This window comes from Escherichia sp. 93.1518 (genome assembly GCF_013368915.2).
Lineage (GTDB): Bacteria > Pseudomonadota > Gammaproteobacteria > Enterobacterales > Enterobacteriaceae > Escherichia > Escherichia ruysiae.
The window spans coordinates 93,456-110,158 of record NZ_JABWMT020000011.1; the positions used below are offsets into that span (position 1 = coordinate 93,456).

A 16,703-nucleotide genomic window follows, 5' to 3' on the forward strand; every position below is an offset into this window, starting at 1 on the left:
ATAGTTAACGTCACACCTAGTTTATGCTAACTGTCAATAACACAGCAATCGCTATTTGCGCTTAATCCGCAGTCCATCGCGGCAACAAGGAGTAAAGATGAGAACCGTAAAGGTATTTGAGGAAGCCTGGCCGTTACATACCCCGTTTGTAATTGCTCGTGGCAGCCGCAGTGAAGCGCGTGTGGTAGTTGTTGAACTGGAAGACGATGGCGTTAAAGGTGCCGGGGAATGCACTCCCTATCCGCGCTATGGTGAAAGTGACGCTTCAGTAATGGCGCAAATTATGAGTGTTGTACCGCAACTGGAAAAAGGGCTGACACGTGAAGAATTACAAAAAATTCTGCCTGCGGGCGCGGCGCGTAATGCGCTGGATTGCGCATTGTGGGATCTCAGTGCACGTAAACAGCAGCAGACTCTGGCTGAATGTATCGGTATAACGCTTCCCGACACCATTACCACTGCACAGACGGTTGTCATCGGTACGCCTGATCAAATGGCCAGCAGTGCTGTGGCACTATGGCAAGCAGGGGCGAAATTGCTGAAAGTGAAACTGGATAACCATCTTATTAGCGAGCGGATGGTGGCAATTCGCTCGGCTGTACCCGATGCAACGTTGATTGTTGATGCGAATGAATCCTGGCGCGCAGAGGGATTGGCTGCGCGATGTCAGTTGCTGGCTGATTTAGGCGTCGCGATGCTGGAACAACCGCTTCCCGCACAGGACGATGCGGCGCTGGAGAATTTTATTCATCCGTTACCCATTTGTGCTGATGAAAGTTGTCATACCCGTAGCAATCTGAAGGCGCTGAAAGGGCGCTATGAGATGGTTAATATCAAACTCGATAAAACGGGGGGGCTGACCGAAGCCCTGGCATTGGCGACCGAAGCGCGCGCCCAGGGTTTCAGCCTGATGTTGGGCTGCATGTTGTGCACCTCGCGCGCCATTAGCGCCGCTTTACCATTGGTGCCACAGGTCAGTTTTGCCGATCTTGATGGACCGACCTGGCTGGCGGTGGATGTGGAGCCGGCGCTACAGTTTACGACCGGCGAATTGCATCTTTAGGATGCCAGCGCAGTAAATTCGCCATTGCAAAGAGATACTTTTCACTGGCTTCATCGGAGGAGATGGGCGGAAACTCGGCGGTAATACAGTGCAGGTTCAGATCCGCACACCAACTGCCGAAGGAGCCGGGGGTTTCGTATCCGACGCTGGTCACCAGCGGCAATTCAAATGCCTGAGCCAGCCACTCACCTAATTCACTGTGTCGGGGATCTTCAATACAAGCCAGAGGATCGTGAAAAGAGACAATCCAGGCGGGGTGGATACGATGAATGAGCTGGCACAACGCCTGAGTTTCAGGTTCGGAGCCGGGTTTATCGCCGGTCAGCAAGACCACGTCGCGCTCTTCGGCGGCACTGTTCCAGCGATACACCGTTTCACCTTCCTTCCAGTTCGCCGCCGGAAAGTTTCTGTTTAGATCCACACCATTGGCATTAGCCCGCAGACCAAGCTGGCAACCGTCAGGATTCACACAGAGCACGACATGATGGCGGCGCAGAGACGGTGTTAACGTGCGTAATGCGCAGGAGAGGGTGACGACGGAAGAATTTTCGTCGCCGTGGGTGCCAGCCAGGATTAAACCACTTTCGCTGCTGGCGGCAGAAGCCGGAAACCAGATCAACGGCGCACCTAATAAAGAACGTCCGTAATGTTCGGTTCCTGGCGGAAAAGCGCCCCGTTCGGCGCGCGGGCGGGTCACGGTCATAATCGTCTCGAATATAAGAAGTATTACAGGCAGTGTTGTGCAAATTTTGCGGATTATCAAATCCTTTTCGACAACGATATGTTATCGATCCTTTATCACTTTTTTGCCGGAAGTTATTTGCATTTCTTCAAGGAGAAACAAATAATTACGCATCAATCTTAACATCATTTTGAGGGTATCTTATGCAGCACTCTGTTTCAGTTACTTGTTGTGCGCTGTTAGTTAGCAGCATTTCCCTGTCGTATGCTGCAGAAGTTCCGGGCGGCACAGTACTGGCAGAGAAGCAAGAGCTGGTACGCCACATTAAAGATGAGCCAGCTTCGTTAGATCCCGCGAAAGCCGTGGGTTTGCCAGAGATTCAGGTCATTCGCGATTTGTTTGAAGGTCTGGTGAATCAAAACGAGAAAGGGGAGATTGTGCCTGGTGTCGCCACGCAGTGGAAAAGTAATGACAATCGTATCTGGACTTTTACCCTGCGCGAGAACGCCAAATGGGCCGATGGTACGCCGGTAACGGCGCAAGATTTTGTCTATAGCTGGCAGCGTCTGGTGAACCCGAAAACGTTGTCTCCGTTTGCCTGGTTTGCCGCGCTGGCAGGGATCAATAACGCTCAGGCGATTATTGATGGTAAGGCTACGCCTGACCAACTAGGTGTCACCGCTGTTGATGCTCATACCCTGAAAATTCAGCTTGATAAACCATTGCCCTGGTTTGTGAATTTAACGGCTAACTTTGCTTTCTTCCCGGTGCAAAAAGCCAACGTTGAAAGTGGTAAAGAGTGGACGAAACCAGGGAATCTGATCGGCAATGGCGCTTATGTACTTAAAGAGCGCGTGGTTAATGAAAAGCTGGTCGTTGTGCCGAATACTCATTATTGGGATAACGCCAAAACGGTGCTGCAAAAAGTCACTTTCTTGCCGATTAACCAGGAATCTGCTGCCACTAAACGCTATCTCGCAGGTGATATTGATATCACTGAATCCTTCCCGAAAAATATGTATCAAAAGCTGTTGAAGGATATTCCAGGGCAGGTTTACACGCCGCCACAGTTGGGGACGTATTATTATGCATTTAACACGCAAAAAGGACCGACGGCAGATCAACGAGTGCGGCTGGCATTAAGTATGACAATTGATCGCCGTCTGATGACGGAAAAAGTGCTGGGCACGGGTGAAAAACCAGCATGGCATTTCACGCCAGATGTTACTGCCGGATTTACGCCAGAACCTTCGCCGTTTGAACAAATGAGTCAGGAAGAACTGAATGCCCAGGCGAAAACATTGTTGAGCGCCGCCGGGTATGGTCCACAGAAGCCGTTAAAACTTACACTGTTATATAACACGTCGGAAAATCACCAGAAAATTGCCATCGCTGTGGCGTCGATGTGGAAAAAGAATCTTGGCGTAGATGTCAAACTGCAAAATCAGGAATGGAAAACCTATATCGACAGCCGTAATACCGGCAATTTTGATGTTATCCGCGCCTCGTGGGTGGGGGATTATAATGAACCCTCCACCTTCCTGACGCTGTTAACGTCAACGCACTCAGGGAATATTTCACGCTTTAACAATCCGGCATACGATAAAGTGCTGGCTCAGGCATCGACTGAAAACACCGTCAAAGCACGCAACGCCGATTACAACACGGCAGAGAAAATCCTCATGGAGCAAGCACCGATTGCGCCAATTTATCAATACACCAATGGACGGCTAATCAAACCGTGGCTGAAAGGTTATCCCATTAATAACCCGGAAGATGTGGCTTATAGCCGGACTATGTATATTGTAAAACATTGATTATGATGTCATCTGGCGCAAAAGTTGCGCCAGATTTTACAACCCCGATAAAATCCCTCTCTTTTTTAAACTTACCCTATAAAAATTGCTCTCAAGATGAGACTGTGAAATTTCCAGTTTATATTAAGTACAAACTCTAATCATAAATTTTATTTGCCTGCTGTATTACATACTCCAAATATAAGCTGTGCTTTACTTTTTTTATAACGTGAAGTGTATTTCATTACTTGTAAAACATCTTCATATGAAAATAAACACACAGCTAAAAATGGGGTGGTAAAATGAAAAAAGCCTCCGCTATTCAGTTAGTTATCTCGCTATTCCTCTCTCATTATTCTTCTTTTAGTCTGGCCGCAGAGCCGCTTCCCGATGCCGCATCACTGGGACTGGAAAACTTAACTAATGATCTCTCACGACAGCAGTTATTTGTAAAAATCCTGGGATCAGATCTTTCCCGTGAAATGGAATATGACACGTTCGCAGTAAAAAAATATTTTAAATTTCCGACTGATGTCTCTTATGACTCGGTATTAAATCAACCGCGACCAAGTTCTTTATTTGGAGTGGATATCAGCCATCATAACGGTAAGAATTTTCCAATCGAACTGTTGGCAAAAAATAAGTCTGTGTTTCTGTATATGAAGTCCAGTCAAGGAACGCGTTATGTCGATCCCGAATTTTCCGGTTTCTGGCAACGGGCCGGGGATACGGAACGGGGGATAAAATTACACCGTGGAGCATATCATTTTCTTTCCAGCGGTACACCGGCAGACGACGCTGAAACATGGGGACGCAAGCAGGCGATGACGTTTGTTAAAATTATTAAAGCTAACGGGGGATTACGCGCAACGGATATGCCACCGGCGGTGGATGTGGAGTGGGATGTGGACTCATCAACGGGTAAGGATCGTTGGCAAAAGCGTAAACCAGCTGAAATTATAACGATGATCAAGGCGTTTACCGCACAGGTCGAAGCCGATTTAGGGCGTAAACCGGTTATCTACACTGCGCGAGCCTGGTGGAAAGATGCCGTTGGTGGGGAAAATAGTTTTGCCCAGGTTGCAGATCACAAACTGTGGCTGGCTGATTACTCTAATCAGGCTCAGGCCAGTGAAACACCGCGTTCAATCAACCAGACAAAATGGGCGATCTGGCAGTTCACCGACGCAGCACAGCTTAATTTAGGATCGAGTAAGAAGTTTGATGCCAGTATTTATAAAGGTCCAATTGCTGAATTTTATACCACTTTGGGCGTGCAGGAATTTTAACTTATGAACAGACGATGGCTTACTTTATGTATATCGGTTCTGGGGCTATTTGTTGCCGGAATATCACATGGAATATCAGATGCACGTGCAGATGATATTTGTAAAAATGGTGCAATGGTTCCTGATGAGTATTGTCATTTTTTTATCCATTATGGGCCTGAGGCTCCTGGTAAACTGGATATCCGTATCAGTGATGCATTAAAAATACCAGATCAGGATGCAGCGAAAACTCGCGCGATTGGGCTGATTATTTCAATTTCAAAATATCCACTGTTACATGCAGATATTCCAGCAGCTGCAGTAGACGGTCAAAGAATGGCTGATTTTCTTATTAATGGGCAAAAGTTTGATGAGGTTATTTTACTGAAAGATCAGGATGCGTCACTGGATAACATTAATTATTTTCTGAAAGAATATCTCCCTGCCAGAGGGATGATGTTTGATAAGAAAGCTCGCTTGTTAATTGCTTATTCAGGTCATGGGCGTTTTGGCACTCAAAATGGTAATTCTGATAAGGCACCGGCATTTGTTTTGAGTAATGCTACAGATATCGATGGTTCAAAAGGCATGTATGAAATGCCAGCTTTGAATGCTCAACTCAACATTCTGGCAAAGCGTTATTTCCATGTTTTGACTTTAGTTAATGCTTGTTTTGGTTCAGGTCTTTTTGGCATGACAGATGGCGCAGGGAATTCAAACGCGTATAGTAAACCAGGTGCGTATGCGATAGCCGCTGGTGATGATAAAACAGAAGTTTATTCCCTGGAAAAAGATAAAGCCAGTGTATTTTTTGATACCCTTATAAAAGGCGTTGCTGATGGCGTTGCCGACGAACGCTTCGGGAAATCGTATATGGTAAAAATTGATGGTAAAAAGGAATACTACGCGGGCATTACCCGAATATTAAGTTTGTTTATCTATGTGAACGACCAATATATAAAAATCAATGAAAAACTGGACGAGGAAGGGAAAGGAATACATCTCAGTGATGCCTGGATAGGAGCAACAGAAAACCCAGCCGGACCGGGTGGTTTCTTCTTTATTAACGATCCTGCGGTCAGTCGTCTGGATAAAAAAACACAATTATCAGCCGGGAATGCAGATGAATTTATAAATGTTGATAAGACCGCATATTCTATTAAAGAACTGCCTACTGCGCCAGATGAACCAAAGAACAAAGATATAACACCTATTGAAATTCCTTATGGCCCCGTAAGTGCAATTCCCAACCGACCTGATATCCGTATCTTCAAAACACCGGATATTTACCCGATCAGTGGTCATGATATTTCGTCTAACGATGGCGAAATCGACTGGAAATTGTTTCAGGAGAAATCACCTGCGCGTTTTGTCTACGTGAGAGTGGTTGGCTGGAGAGGGCCAGACTCGTCGTTTAAGGCTCACTGGAAGCAATTAGCAGATTCAAAATTTGATCGCGGAGGCTATTTTAAATTTGATTTTTGCCACACTCCTGAGGCGCAACTGGAAACAGCAAAAAGCCTGCTGCCTGAAGACCCGAAAATGTTGCCTCCCGGTATTTTACTGGTGAATCCAGAAGGTGAAGATACAACCCAACTGGCTTGTTTTAAAAAATCGGGAATGGTGAATGCACGGAATGATATTTTACGTTTTGCTGCCCTGATGTATAAAAATTACCATAAAATACCAATATTTTATGGCAATCATAATAATTTGTCCCATTTCATGGACAGTCGGTTCGACCAGTATATGGTGTGGATGGGGTATTGGGGACAAGCTGGTGTGAAACTCGAGGGGCGTAATCCCTGGACGCTTTGGCAATATTCAGGAAACGAAAAGGTGCCGGGCATTGGTCACAGCACAGAGTCAGAAGTTTTCTTTGGTACTGAAGAACAGTATGCCCAGTTTAAAGCGGGTGAGAATAATGTCGCTCTGGCTGCGGTAAATTAAGGTAATAAATAAAACCGGATGTCGAATATTATTATCGTCATCCGGTTTTGTTGAGTGTTATTTAAGCTGTTCGGGGGGTGTAATATTATCCATATACAGCGTCTGGCTGGGGAAGGCAAAGTCCGCGCCGTGTGACTGCACAATATCAATAATCTTCAAATAAACATCCTGCTGGGCGGCCAGCCATTCGGCCCAGACCGTGGTTTTAGTAAAGCAATAGACCATAATATTTAATGACGAATCGGCAAACTGGTTGAAATAAACCAGTAAGGTTTGTCGCTGGTCGATAGCAGGGTGATTTTTCAGCATCTCACGTACGGCTTCGACAATAGCCCCAACTTTTGCGGCATCTTCATAACGTAAACCAATGGTAGTGGTAATACGCCGGTTGGTCATTCGCCCTGGGTTTTCTACGCTAATGGACGAAAAAAGCGAGTTTGGTACGTACAGTGGGCGATTATCAAAGGTGGTGATTTTTGTGATACGCCAGCCAATTTCTGCTACTGTGCCTTCGATATTCCTGTCCGGTGAACGGATCCAGTCGCCAATACTAAAGGGGCGATCGAAATAGAGCATAATCCCGGAAAAGAAGTTACTCAGAATATCTTTACCGGCCATACCGACAGCCAGACCACCAATACCACCAAAGGTCAACAAACCAGAAAGGCTCATGCCGAAATGTTCGCCATAAAGCAGAACAATCACCACGATAATACTGATTTTGATGATGCGCGACATAATCCGCGCGCTGGTGATGTCTCGACCTTTTTTTATCTGTTGCCTTTCAAACTGATTAATCAGGAGAAATAACTTAACCGTCAGAATAAGCGCAATCAGTGACGTACAGATAAAATCGATAACGCCTGGGGTGATAAATTTGAGTTTGTAATTTTCAATAACATAATTAATGATGCTGCCGACAGCACTGATAATTATGGTGTAGATTAAAAATTGAACCGCATGGAATAAGAATCCTTTTCTTTTACGATTTCCACGACGAAACCAAAAGCTCATCAGAATCAATGCTGCGCAGCTACCGAAAATAATGACCAGATTAAGCGCATTATTTGTAAACAGTTCAGCGATCATTGTTTTATCAGGCTCCTCCAGATAATTGATGTCATGCCGGAAACCCCTGGCCGGGGTATTTTATCGCGATAATTCATTCATATCATCAATAGACAGGGAAGGAAGTAGCAACATTAGCGAATTTATCAATGGGTTGATGATTTGAACAGCAACAATCTCATGCTTTCGGGGCAGACAACGAGGAAATGTCATGATATTGTTACACACAAGTAACAAAGGGTTTATCTGCATAAGGATTACATCATGATCATGACGAAGCTGAAGTCAGCAAAGGGGAAGAAGTTTCTCTTTGGTCTGTTGGCGGTTTTCATTATTGCGGCGTCAGTTGTGACTCGCGCGACTATCGGCGGTGTTATCGAACAATATAATATTCCGCTTTCTGACTGGACGACATCAATGTATGTGATTCAGTCATCGATGATTCTTGTTTATAGTCTGGTCTTTACTGTATTGCTGGCAATCCCGCTGGGAATTTATTTCCTCGGTGGTGATGAGAAGTAAATAAAAGAAAGGCCCGAGATATCGGGCCTTGCAAGTAATTGATAAACAATTAATCGTCTTCTTCGTCATCCAGTTCGACAGGCGTCTGGTACTGGTCAGGTTTAATCACCAGCAAATCGCAGCGGAGATGATCAATCACCTGTTCTGCCGTATTACCAAGGAATGCCGCAGAGATACCGGTGCGTCCCACAGTGCCAAGAACGACAATCCCTGCCTGCAAATGTTCGGCCAGATCTGGAATCACTTCTTCAGGCAAACCTTTTTCAACGTGCGTCATGTTTTCATTAATGCCGAATTTCTGCCGCAGGGCTTTCATCGCCAGCAAATGTTGTCCACGAATGGCATCGTTATAAACGCTTGGATCAAATTCCGGCAGTTCAATGGCAATATTGATAGGTGTTACGGGGTAGGCGCCAACCAGATGGACTTCGGTGTGATTTACCTGTTCCGCCAGCTCGATCGTTTCTTTCACCAGTTTTTCATTGAGCGCATTATGATACGGCTCTTCACTGGCGAGATTCACCGCCACCAGCGCCTTACCACCTTCCGGCCACGGCTGGTCTTTCACCATCCACACCGGGCTTGGGCATTTGCGTAACAGGTGCCAGTCGGTAGGGGTGAAAATAACCGCTTCCAGACGGTCATGTTGGTGCGCCATTTTTAGCACCAAATCGTGCCCACTGCTAACCACTTCCTGAATGATGGCTTCGAAAGGACGGTTATGCCATACCACTTTAATTTCAATCGGGACGCCAGCGTTGAGATAATACTTTGCCTGCTCATGGATCCAGGCAGTACGCTGGCTGATAACCCCCTGACGCATAGCGGTACGCTCGTCGGGAGAGAGCAGGGTAGTCATTTCGTATGAGAAGTCATAAATCGGCAAAAAGGCTTTAATTTTGCCACCAATCCGTTGATGTAAATAAACAGCTCGCCGTAATGCCGGTTGATCGTCCTGGTTAGGGTCGATAACAACGAGCATGTTCTGATACATAGCCATACAGGGTCTCCTTACAACAACTGTCAACGCAGTTTGTAATTAAAAGATTAACCCATATCTGGTGAATGAAACAGTGATGAACCTTCTGCCAGATCAATAAATCAGAAAAATTTAATGATATGACAGAAGGATAGTTGATTATGCGGAAAAATCAGGCAACGTTACGCGTATGACCAGCAAGCAGGGCCAGCGCATCGTTATTTTCGATGGTGATGTATTTACCTTTGACTGCCAACATGCCGCTTTTCTGGAAACGACCCAGCAGACGACTGATAGTTTCTACCGTCAGGCCAAGATAGTTACCGATATCGCCACGAGTCATCGTCAGGCGGAATTCACGAGGGGAGAAGCCGCGTTGGGCAAAACGACGGGACAGGTTGTAGATAAAAGCAGCCAGGCGTTCTTCTGCATTTTTCTTCGACAACAGCAGGATCATGTCCTGATCGCCTTTGATTTCACCGCTCATCAGACGCATCATCTGCTGACGCAGATTCGGCATTTTACCAGACAGATCGTCCAGGGTTTCGAACGGGATTTCACATACCATTGAGGTTTCCAGCGCCTGGGCGAAACTCGGGTGATGACCGCTGCCAATAGCGTCAAAACCTACCAGATCGCCTGCTAAATGGAAGCCAGTGATTTGCTCGTCGCCTTGCTCTGTGATGGTATAACTTTTAATTGTACCGGAGCGGATGGCATAAAGCGATTTAAGTTCATCACCAGCCTTAAACAGCGTCTGGCCTTTCTGAATAGGCTTCTTTCGCTCGATGATATTATCAAGCTGATCAAGCTCATGTTCGTTGAGTGTGAACGGGATGCAAAGCTGACTGATGCTGCAATCCTGGCAATGGATAGCACAACCGCCAGACTGAATGCGCCGTATAATTCGCTTTTCCGGGATCATAGGTCTGCTCAAGCCGTAATTGATATTTGTCAATTTTAACATCTTTTTAGGGAGCAAGTAAGTCTAAGCAAACCTTAACAGCGGAGAATTCCGATAATAGATGTAAATTTATGTCTATCCCTTTGAAAACCTTTAAATTGTTAAGGGTAACTTTACATAAAACTGTGAACAAATCGGCACAAATTGTTTAAGGTTTATAGCAGCAGATAGCCTTCATGGCGCAATAACCACTCTTTTCGCTGCACTCCGCCTGCATATCCTGTCATCGTGCCGTTTCGTCCAATAACCCGGTGGCAAGGGACGACAATGCTGATCGGATTAGAGCCATTTGCTGCGCCAACGGCACGCGCTGCGCCTGGTCGACCCAGATGTTCAGCAAGTTGACCGTAATGCATTACCTGCCCGCAGGGGATAGTGCGCAGTGTTTTCCAGACCTCGCGCTGAAATGGCGTGCCTCCTGTGGCGGTAGGAAGGGTATCAATAATGCTAAGATTCCCGGCAAAATAGTCACGAAGTTTGTCGCTTAAGCCCCCTGGATTGGTGGCAGAAATGCGCTCATAACCTTCTTTGCGATAATGGATGTCCAGCAGCTGCCCCATGCGTTCGCTGTACTCTTCCCATTCAACCGCCCGTAGACGAAATTGTTCATCGCAAATCACCCACAGAGGTCCCAGTGGCGTGGCAATTTTTTCTTCAAGTAATCTCAGCATCCGTTCTCTCTTAAGTCAAACGTGGGTAAATCCCCGAACCAATAGGCTGACCGATAAGATACCACGCCAGCAACATTAGCAGCTATACCACCAAAAAGATTAAGACTAACAAAGAGTAAGTACCTGGTTTCGCGTCTGGTTTGTCGCGATCTGGTAGCATAAAGCGATTTTTCTGCCTGAATAAATGGGGGTAATCCATCACCTGGCTCGAGGCTGGAATAATTCCAGTCAGCGAAATTTTACCGAAGGCGACCTGTTATTTGATTCAGCAGCGTGATAGCCGCCTGGCACCACTGAACTCGCCATTCATCACCCAATCCCGGCGAGAATGTAGTTATTTACAGAGCTAAAAAATGAATAAAAAAATAGAGCCTGTCGACATCCGCCAGACTCTACAGTACACACAGCAGTGCATCCGCGTCTTAAATCCGGCCTGGGTTCCTCGTGACCGGTGACAGTGTTATAACGGTTTTGCCCATCCGTTGCCAATTTTCTTCAGTGACAGATTTCACGAAAATATAAGTTAAATCATTCGTCTCGTGATTGCATAATCATGCATCGCTAATCTGCGTTCTGCTCTTCATCGCATTTTTGTTAGTTCCTGCTATGAATAAATCACCCTGATCGGATACCTGAATTAAACCCGGCCTAAACTGTTCGATACTGTCACCAGGCTAGTATAAAATGCCCCGCCTGTGCAGACACCAGCAGGTATGGAGCAAAGTATTGTTTCAATCTGCGAAGTGAACGATGCAGCAAATATCAGATGTGTGAAGGTGCATAGGAGGTTACATGAACCTTGACGACAAATCGCTGTTTCTTGACGCCATGGAAGATGTCCAGCCACTGAAGCGCGCTACAGATGTCCACTGGCATCCAACGCGTAACCAACGTGCGCCGCAGCGTATCGACACGCTGCAACTTGATAATTTCCTTACCACTGGATTTCTCGACATCATCCCGCTAAGCCAGCCGCTGGAGTTTCGGCGGGAAGGGCTGCAACATGGGGTGCTGGATAAGTTACGCAGCGGTAAATATCCGCAGCAGGCCAGCCTGAATCTTCTACGTCAGCCGGTGGAAGAGTGCCGCAAAATGGTGTTCAGTTTTATTCAACAGGCATTGGCGGATGGTTTGCGTAACGTGCTGATTATTCATGGCAAGGGGCGGGACGATAAATCGCACGCCAACATTGTTCGCAGCTATGTGGCGCGCTGGCTGACCGAGTTTGATGATGTTCAGGCATATTGTACCGCGCTACCGCATCATGGCGGCAGCGGGGCGTGTTACGTCGCACTCCGTAAAACAGCGCAGGCGAAGCAGGAAAACTGGGAGCGCCACGCTAAACGCAGCCGTTGATCACGGGACGCTTCCGTGGCTTATGCTGCCAGCACGCGGTTGCGTCCATCATTTTTTGCCCGATACAACGCATCATCGACCCGTTTAAACAGTTCATCAATACTTTCATTTCCTTCGTGATGCGCCACGCCAATACTGACGGTGAAGCGCGGCAAGCCCGAAATGCTCACTTTTGCCACGCTCAAGCGGATAGTTTCAGCCAACGAAAGTGCAGTATCCAGAGGGGTTCTGGGCAATAATAAGACGAACTCTTCACCACCCCAGCGAAACACCAAATCACCTTTGCGGGCGCAGCTTTCGAGTGTACGGGCAAGTGCGTATAACACTTCATCCCCTTTCTGATGACCGTATAAGTCATTGATATGTTTAAAACGATCGGTGTCGATGAGCAGCAAACTGTAGTCCTGAGCGATTGCCAGGTGCTGCATCTGTCCTGGTTCAGTTATGTGGTAAAACTGTCGACGGTTAAGTAATCCCGTTAGCGCATCATGGTGGGCCGCATGTTCCAGCTGTTCCTCGAGCCTTTTTTGCTCAGTAATATCATGTACGATGCATAACATTAACCTGTCACCGTAAATCTCAATTGGTCCAGCATAAGTTTGTACGTGTCGAACGGAACCATCTGCCAGTTTATGGACAAAATTGAGGGGCTTATGCCCGCCGGGTAAACGTGAAATTTCATGCATGACAGGCATAACGCGACGCCCAAGCATATTAATTTCCCAGGTGTGTTTCTGACACATTGTTTCATGGTTATAGCCATAGAAATTAAGCGCGGCCAGATTGGCATCGACGATTTGGCCATCACGCGAGGGATCTATCAACAACATTGGCGCGGAGTTAGTCAGAAAAAAACGCGCATAAAACCCTTGTTTTTTACGTTGATAATTCGCAGAGCGGCTGGCTTTTAAACCCAGAGTTGCGGGTGTTTCCATTCCTTCAAATATAATTACTTTCTCTATGTCATTAATCTCTTTGAGGGTCAACCGACAGCTTAATGCTGTATCTTCACCATTACGCTGGACAGTGAGGATTTCTACAATATCAAGCTGGTTATGCAGGTCTGTAAGGTATTTAGGCAGTTCGTTTTGCGAGGAGATGGAATAGAGGCCGGTACGTAGCTGACTAAAAGTGAGTTCTTGCATCAACAGTCGCGCAGCACTATTGGCATAAATTAATTGTTCCTCGAAGGGTGAAACGATCCAGACAGGACTGGTTAATAAGTCCAGGGTATTGAAGTTGTGCGTAGTCATTGAAATCCCGTTATTTTTATCAATCTTTTGTTGCTACCTGATCGCAAAAATGCCACGACAAATGATCAGATAATTCTGATAATGATAGACGCTATTTAACGCTTCACACGTTTTCAAATCAGGAAAAGTATTTTGCTTTCTGTATTTAATTTTGACAGGATTTTATTAATCATTTCAGGGTAATGGGGTGATGAGATTTTGCGTAACATGACCAGAAGACTAGACTACAAAATAATCCGTTGATGATGGGAGGCACTGTGGAAGTGATTAAGGGAGCGGACGTAAATGTCCCGGATGCAGTATTTGCCTGGATTCTGGATGGCAAAGGTGGCGTTAAACCGCTGGAAAATACAGATGAGATAGATGAAGCGCATCCTTGCTGGCTCCACCTCAATTATGTGCACCATGACAGCGCCCAGTGGCTGGCGACGACACCACTGCTGCCAAATAATGTGCGCGATGCGCTGGCGGGAGAAAGTACACGGCCCAGAGTCAGTCGTCTTGGCGAAGGGACGCTGATTACTTTGCGCTGCATTAATGGCAGTACTGATGAACGTCCCGACCAGCTGGTGGCCATGCGTGTTTATATGGACGGACGGTTAATTGTCTCGACCCGACAACGTAAAGTGTTGGCGTTGGATGATGTGGTTAGCGATCTGGAAGAGGGCACTGGTCCGACCGATTGCGGCGGCTGGTTGGTGGATGTGTGTGATGCGTTGACCGATCATTCCAGTGAGTTTATAGAACAACTGCACGATAAAATTATCGACCTGGAAGATAATCTACTCGATCAACAAATTCCTCCGCGCGGTTTCCTGGCGCTACTGCGTAAACAATTAATTGTTATGCGTCGCTATATGGCGCCGCAACGTGATGTTTATGCTCGTCTTGCCAGCGAGCGCCTGCCGTGGATGAATGACGACCAACGCCGTCGAATGCAGGATATTGCCGATCGTCTCGGACGTGGTCTGGATGAGATTGACGCCTGTATTGCCCGAACTGGCGTGATGGCAGATGAAATCGCCCAGGTCATGCAGGAAAATTTAGCGCGTCGCACGTATACAATGTCCTTGATGGCAATGGTCTTTTTACCCAGTACGTTTTTAACGGGATTATTTGGCGTCAACCTTGGTGGTATTCCTGGTGGGGGATGGCAATTCGGCTTTTCGCTTTTTTGTATTCTGTTAGTTGTTCTTATTGGTGGTGTTGCTTTATGGTTGCATCGTAGTAAATGGTTGTAACAAAAGAAAATTTGTCTACTTCCTGTATACAAAAACGCCGTAAAGTTTGAGCGAAGTCAATAAACTCTCTACCCATTCAGGGCAATATCTTCCTCGCAGGTGAATGCAACGTCAAGCGATGGGCGTTGCGCTCCATATTGTCTTACTTCCTTTTTTGAATTACTGCATAGCACAATTGATTCGTACGACGCCGACTTAGATGAGTCGGCTTTTTTTTGCCTGTTATTTGTCAGCGTCTACCCTTTAAGAGTCCACCCAATGACCGGAGGGAAATATGACGACACTCATTTATTTGCAAATTCCTGTCCCTGAACCGATTCCTGGCGATCCTGTTCCAGTGCCTGATCCGATTCCTCGTCCGCAACCTATGCCCGATCCGCCGCCAGATGAAGAACCGATTAAATTGTCGCATCGTGAGCGTAGATCTGCGAGGATACGCGCCTGCTAATTTTGCGTCGATGACCACGAGAATAGATTGTGACCGCTTTTTCTACCCTGAACGTTTTGCCTCCCGCCCAGCTCACTAACCTTAATGAGTTGGGTTATTTAACCATGACGCCGGTGCAGGCCGCTGCGCTTCCAGCGATCCTTGCCGGAAAAGACGTTCGCGTGCAGGCAAAAACCGGCAGCGGCAAAACGGCGGCATTTGGCCTCGGGTTGTTACAGCAGATTGATGCGTCGCTGTTTCAGACCCAGGCTTTGGTACTGTGTCCTACGCGTGAGCTGGCGGATCAGGTTGCCGGGGAATTGCGTCGGTTGGCGCGTTTTCTGCCAAATACTAAAATCTTGACCTTATGCGGCGGTCAGCCGTTCGGTATTCAGCGTGATTCGCTGCAACATGCGCCGCATATTATCGTGGCAACGCCGGGTCGTTTGCTCGATCACCTGCAAAAAGGCACGGTATCGCTGGATGCGTTGAATACGCTGGTGATGGATGAAGCCGACCGCATGTTGGATATGGGATTTAGTGATGCCATTGATGATGTGATCCGTTTTGCACCTGCTTCTCGTCAGACGCTTTTGTTTTCGGCGACCTGGCCAGACGCAATTGCTGCGATTAGCGGTCGTGTACAACGCGATCCTTTGGCGATAGAAATTGATTCGACAGATGCTTTACCGCCTATTGAACAACAATTTTATGAAACATCCAGCAAGGCTAAAATTCCGTTATTACAACGGTTATTAAGTTTGCATCAACCCTCGTCTTGTGTTGTGTTTTGTAATACTAAAAAAGATTGTCAGGCTGTGTGTGACGCGCTGAATGAAGTAGGGCAAATTGCATTGTCGTTACATGGCGATCTGGAGCAACGTGACCGCGATCAGACCCTGGTACGTTTTGCTAACGGTAGCGCCCGAGTGCTGGTAGCGACCGATGTCGCAGCGCGCGGTCTGGATATCAAATCTCTTGAGCTGGTAGTGAACTTTGAACTGGCGTGGGATCCTGAAGTTCATGTACATCGCATCGGGCGTACAGCGCGTGCAGGAAATAGCGGACTGGCGATCAGTTTCTGTGCCCCGGAAGAAGCACAGCGCGCCAATATCATTTCTGACATGTTGCAGATAAAACTTAACTGGCAAACGCCGCCAGCCAGTAGTTCCATTGTGCCGCTGGAAGCAGAGATGGCGACGTTGTGCATTGATGGCGGGAAAAAAGCCAAAATGCGACCGGGCGATGTGTTAGGTGCGTTGACGGGCGATATTGGCCTTGATGGCGCAGATATTGGCAAAATTGCTGTGCATCCGGCGCATGTCTATGTCGCCGTGCGTCAGAGTGTCGCCCATAAGGCATGGAAGCAGTTACAGAGCGGGAAGGTTAAAGGGAAAACGTGCCGGGTGCGATTATTAAAATAACGAAATGTTGAATTGCCGGATGCGACGCTGGTTGCGTCT

General features: G+C 47.0%; 15 protein-coding genes and 2 pseudogenes. 10 read left to right on the forward strand and 7 right to left on the reverse strand.

Annotation, left to right across the window (positions count from 1 at the left end; translation table 11 throughout):
* Positions 1 to 97 precede the first annotated feature (97 nt).
* Entirely contained in the window at positions 98 to 1,063 is a 966-nt protein-coding gene (ycjG, locus tag HEN21_RS10525) for an L-Ala-D/L-Glu epimerase (RefSeq protein ID WP_176251862.1), read from the forward strand.
* On the opposite strand, the gene mpaA is transcribed toward ycjG, so the two are convergent.
* Positions 1,038 to 1,766 carry a murein tripeptide amidase MpaA gene (gene mpaA / locus HEN21_RS10530; RefSeq protein ID WP_010344731.1) on the reverse strand — a complete coding sequence of 243 codons (729 nt, stop codon included), beginning with the start codon at positions 1,764 to 1,766 and terminating at the stop codon, positions 1,038 to 1,040. The two genes, ycjG and mpaA, sit on opposite strands and share 26 nt — an antisense overlap.
* A 182-nt stretch (positions 1,767 to 1,948) precedes the next feature.
* On the opposite strand from mpaA, the gene mppA reads away from it, so the two are divergent.
* The 3 genes from mppA (at position 1,949) to HEN21_RS10545 (ending at position 6,759) form a co-directional block, all read left to right on the forward strand.
* A complete protein-coding gene (gene mppA, locus HEN21_RS10535; protein ID WP_105282427.1) occupies positions 1,949 to 3,562 on the forward strand; it encodes a murein tripeptide ABC transporter substrate-binding protein MppA in 1,614 nt (537 codons plus the stop codon).
* Between the two features lie 281 nt (positions 3,563 to 3,843).
* Positions 3,844 to 4,830 carry a glycoside hydrolase family 25 protein gene (locus tag HEN21_RS10540; RefSeq protein ID WP_176251809.1) on the forward strand — a complete coding sequence of 329 codons (987 nt, stop codon included), beginning with the start codon at positions 3,844 to 3,846 and terminating at the stop codon, positions 4,828 to 4,830.
* A gap of 3 nt (positions 4,831 to 4,833) precedes the next feature.
* Positions 4,834 to 6,759 (forward strand): GH25 family lysozyme, encoded by a 1,926-nt coding sequence (locus HEN21_RS10545; protein ID WP_176251810.1) that lies wholly within the window; start codon positions 4,834 to 4,836, stop codon positions 6,757 to 6,759.
* A 57-nt stretch (positions 6,760 to 6,816) separates the two neighbouring features.
* Here the strand turns inward: HEN21_RS10545 and ynaI are convergent, their stop codons facing one another.
* Positions 6,817 to 7,848 carry a low conductance mechanosensitive channel YnaI gene (gene ynaI, locus HEN21_RS10550; protein WP_000559884.1) on the reverse strand — a complete coding sequence of 344 codons (1,032 nt, stop codon included), beginning with the start codon at positions 7,846 to 7,848 and terminating at the stop codon, positions 6,817 to 6,819.
* A 243-nt stretch (positions 7,849 to 8,091) separates the two neighbouring features.
* On the opposite strand from ynaI, the gene HEN21_RS10555 reads away from it, so the two are divergent.
* Positions 8,092 to 8,349, forward strand: coding sequence for a DUF2534 family protein (locus tag HEN21_RS10555; protein ID WP_000606103.1), 258 nt, complete (start codon positions 8,092 to 8,094; stop codon positions 8,347 to 8,349).
* A gap of 49 nt (positions 8,350 to 8,398) precedes the next feature.
* Here the strand turns inward: HEN21_RS10555 and uspE are convergent, their stop codons facing one another.
* The 4 genes and pseudogenes from uspE to HEN21_RS23420 all read right to left on the reverse strand — a co-directional run.
* Positions 8,399 to 9,349 (reverse strand): universal stress protein UspE, encoded by a 951-nt coding sequence (gene uspE, locus HEN21_RS10560; RefSeq protein ID WP_001262134.1) that lies wholly within the window; start codon positions 9,347 to 9,349, stop codon positions 8,399 to 8,401.
* Positions 9,350 to 9,500: 151 nt separating this feature from the next.
* A complete protein-coding gene (gene fnr, locus HEN21_RS10565; RefSeq protein ID WP_000611910.1) occupies positions 9,501 to 10,253 on the reverse strand; it encodes a fumarate/nitrate reduction transcriptional regulator Fnr in 753 nt (250 codons plus the stop codon).
* A 194-nt stretch (positions 10,254 to 10,447) separates the two neighbouring features.
* A complete protein-coding gene (gene ogt, locus HEN21_RS10570; RefSeq protein WP_176251811.1) occupies positions 10,448 to 10,963 on the reverse strand; it encodes a methylated-DNA--[protein]-cysteine S-methyltransferase in 516 nt (171 codons plus the stop codon).
* A gap of 10 nt (positions 10,964 to 10,973) precedes the next feature.
* Positions 10,974 to 11,195, reverse strand: a pseudogene (locus tag HEN21_RS23420) (p-aminobenzoyl-glutamate transporter); the annotation flags it as partial.
* Here HEN21_RS23420 and HEN21_RS23050 point away from each other — a divergent pair.
* Positions 11,182 to 11,313, forward strand: a pseudogene (locus HEN21_RS23050) (LysR family transcriptional regulator); the annotation flags it as partial. The pseudogenes HEN21_RS23420 and HEN21_RS23050 sit on opposite strands and share 14 nt — an antisense overlap.
* A 442-nt stretch (positions 11,314 to 11,755) precedes the next feature.
* On the forward strand, positions 11,756 to 12,319 hold the full coding sequence (smrA, locus tag HEN21_RS10575) for a DNA endonuclease SmrA (RefSeq protein ID WP_001046829.1): 564 nt from the start codon (positions 11,756 to 11,758) through the stop codon (positions 12,317 to 12,319).
* A gap of 20 nt (positions 12,320 to 12,339) precedes the next feature.
* Here smrA and HEN21_RS10580 read toward each other — a convergent pair whose 3' ends face one another.
* On the reverse strand, positions 12,340 to 13,572 hold the full coding sequence (locus HEN21_RS10580) for a sensor domain-containing diguanylate cyclase (RefSeq protein ID WP_021550838.1): 1,233 nt from the start codon (positions 13,570 to 13,572) through the stop codon (positions 12,340 to 12,342).
* Positions 13,573 to 13,829: 257 nt separating this feature from the next.
* On the opposite strand from HEN21_RS10580, the gene zntB reads away from it, so the two are divergent.
* The 3 genes from zntB to dbpA all read left to right on the forward strand — a co-directional run bounded on the left by zntB (position 13,830) and on the right by dbpA (position 16,664).
* Positions 13,830 to 14,813 (forward strand): zinc transporter ZntB, encoded by a 984-nt coding sequence (gene zntB, locus HEN21_RS10585; protein WP_016158374.1) that lies wholly within the window; start codon positions 13,830 to 13,832, stop codon positions 14,811 to 14,813.
* 274 nt (positions 14,814 to 15,087) lie between these two features.
* Complete coding sequence (gene ynaL / locus HEN21_RS10590; protein ID WP_001296046.1) at positions 15,088 to 15,261, forward strand: proline-rich small protein YnaL; 174 nt, start codon at positions 15,088 to 15,090, stop codon at positions 15,259 to 15,261.
* A 29-nt stretch (positions 15,262 to 15,290) separates the two neighbouring features.
* Positions 15,291 to 16,664 carry an ATP-dependent RNA helicase DbpA gene (gene dbpA / locus HEN21_RS10595; RefSeq protein WP_176251812.1) on the forward strand — a complete coding sequence of 458 codons (1,374 nt, stop codon included), beginning with the start codon at positions 15,291 to 15,293 and terminating at the stop codon, positions 16,662 to 16,664.
* Positions 16,665 to 16,703 lie beyond the last annotated feature (39 nt).

Coding starts and splice junctions, on each gene's coding strand:
- ycjG (WP_176251862.1), top strand. CDS start 98: ATGAGAACCGTAAAGGTATTTGAGGAAGCCTGGCCGTTACATACCCCG.
- mpaA (WP_010344731.1), bottom strand. CDS start 1,766: ATGACCGTGACCCGCCCGCGCGCCGAACGGGGCGCTTTTCCGCCAGGA.
- mppA (WP_105282427.1), top strand. CDS start 1,949: ATGCAGCACTCTGTTTCAGTTACTTGTTGTGCGCTGTTAGTTAGCAGC.
- HEN21_RS10540 (WP_176251809.1), top strand. CDS start 3,844: ATGAAAAAAGCCTCCGCTATTCAGTTAGTTATCTCGCTATTCCTCTCT.
- HEN21_RS10545 (WP_176251810.1), top strand. CDS start 4,834: ATGAACAGACGATGGCTTACTTTATGTATATCGGTTCTGGGGCTATTT.
- ynaI (WP_000559884.1), bottom strand. CDS start 7,848: ATGATCGCTGAACTGTTTACAAATAATGCGCTTAATCTGGTCATTATT.
- HEN21_RS10555 (WP_000606103.1), top strand. CDS start 8,092: ATGATCATGACGAAGCTGAAGTCAGCAAAGGGGAAGAAGTTTCTCTTT.
- uspE (WP_001262134.1), bottom strand. CDS start 9,349: ATGGCTATGTATCAGAACATGCTCGTTGTTATCGACCCTAACCAGGAC.
- fnr (WP_000611910.1), bottom strand. CDS start 10,253: ATGATCCCGGAAAAGCGAATTATACGGCGCATTCAGTCTGGCGGTTGT.
- ogt (WP_176251811.1), bottom strand. CDS start 10,963: ATGCTGAGATTACTTGAAGAAAAAATTGCCACGCCACTGGGACCTCTG.
- smrA (WP_001046829.1), top strand. CDS start 11,756: ATGAACCTTGACGACAAATCGCTGTTTCTTGACGCCATGGAAGATGTC.
- HEN21_RS10580 (WP_021550838.1), bottom strand. CDS start 13,572: ATGACTACGCACAACTTCAATACCCTGGACTTATTAACCAGTCCTGTC.
- ynaL (WP_001296046.1), top strand. CDS start 15,088: ATGACGACACTCATTTATTTGCAAATTCCTGTCCCTGAACCGATTCCT.